Source organism: Streptomyces europaeiscabiei (assembly GCF_001550375.1).
GTDB lineage: Bacteria > Actinomycetota > Actinomycetes > Streptomycetales > Streptomycetaceae > Streptomyces > Streptomyces europaeiscabiei.
Genome location: NZ_LRTR01000091.1, coordinates 1 through 1,561 on the forward strand (window position 1 = coordinate 1; position 1,561 = coordinate 1,561).

Genomic DNA, 1,561 nt, shown 5'->3' on the forward strand with positions numbered 1-1,561 from the left:
CAGCGCCTCCAGCGGGCGCGGGGCGAGCCGCGGCACCCCGAGCGGCTCGGCCTGCCGCAGCGGCACCTCGCGCAGCCCCGTGAGGAGCGCCGCCAGATCGGCCTCGCCTACCGCGGACACGTCGTGCTCCTCCGCCGTACCGCCCGACAGCCTCGTGTCGAGCGTGTACGTGAGGCCGCCGGACCACTCGCCGTGCGCGACGCTCACCGGGACGGCGACGCCGATGTGCGGACGGACCACGTCCCGCAGCCGCAGCTCGCGCTTCTGCCGTCCGACGGCGTGCCGGTCGGTGGTGAGGCGCAGCACATGGCGGGTGCCGACCCACCAGGTGCCGTGCGTGTCGTCCCCGGCGACGGGGCGCACGTCGGGTCCTTCGCCGCCCTTGCCACCGCCGGGCCGGCCCTCCCCGTTCTGCAACAGGGAACGGACCAGTCGGCGGACGCTGTCCGCGGTGGGTGTCGGTGCCTGGGTCATGGTCGCGCCGTCGTCCGGGGGTTCAGAGGAGCGAGGGTACGCGGTCGGTCACTCGACCACCGCCATCTCGCGCGCGGTGTTGTTGAGGCGTCGCCCGCCGTCCTCGGTCACCGTCACGATGTCCTCGATCCGTACGCCGAAACGGCCCGGCAGATAGACGCCGGGTTCGACCGAGAAGCACATGCCGGGCACGAGGGGCCGCGCCTCCCCCTCGATCATGTACGGCGGTTCGTGGGTGGTGACGCCGATGCCGTGCCCGGTGCGGTGGACGAAGCGGTCGCCGTACCCGGCGTCGGTGATGACCGCGCGGGCGGCCCGGTCGACGTCCTGGCAGGCGGCGCCCGGCCGTACCGCGCGGAACCCCGCCTCCTGGGCGGCCCGCACGATGTCGTGCACCTCGCGCTCCTCCGCGGCCGGTTCGCCGACGTGGACCGTGCGGGAGGTGTCGGAGCCGTAGCCGTCCTTGAGGCCGCCGAAGTCGAGGACGACCATGTCGCCGTGGCGGATGACGCGGTCACCGGCCTCGTGGTGCGGGTTGGCGCCGTTCGGGCCCGACGCGACGATGGTGAAGTCGACCTGGGAGTGCCCGAACCGGCGCAGCAGCCCGGCGAGATCGGCGGCGACCTCGGCCTCCCGCCGCCCGGCGAAGGCCACCTGCCGGATCTCCTCGTACGCCCGGTCGGCGGCCGCGCCCGCCGCGGCCATCCGCTCCAGCTCGGCCGTGTCCTTCACCGCCCGCAGCATGGGCAGGGTCTCGGTGAGCGCCACGTACGTCGTCCCGGGCAGCCGCCGCTGCAGGCCGAGCAGGTGCATCGCCCAGGTGTTGTCGCTGACGCCGAAACGGCCGCGCGGGCCGAGGACGGAGACGGCCGCCTCGTACGGGTCCTTGCCGTCGGTCCAGTCACGGAGCGTGAGCGCGGGGCCGCCGGGTGCCCCGGCGGCGTCCGGGGCCTCCAGGGTGGGCACCACCAGCACCGGGTCCTCGCCGTCGCGCAGCACCAGCATCGTCAGCCGCTCGGTCTGAGGCGGCCGGTGCCCCGTCAGCCACACCAGGTCCGGGCCGGGCGCGACCAGCAGCCCGTCGAGC

At 75.1% G+C, this 1,561-nt stretch carries 2 protein-coding genes; both read right to left on the minus strand.

Annotated elements, in window-relative coordinates; translation table 11 throughout:
• Positions 1–474, minus strand: a 474-nt coding sequence (locus AWZ10_RS04015) for an aminoglycoside phosphotransferase family protein (RefSeq protein WP_244172391.1), incomplete at its 3' end; no start/stop codon positions are given.
• A gap of 48 nt (positions 475–522) precedes the next feature.
• On the minus strand, positions 523–1,561 hold a 1,039-nt coding region (locus AWZ10_RS04020), incomplete at its 5' end, for an aminopeptidase P family protein (protein ID WP_060890451.1).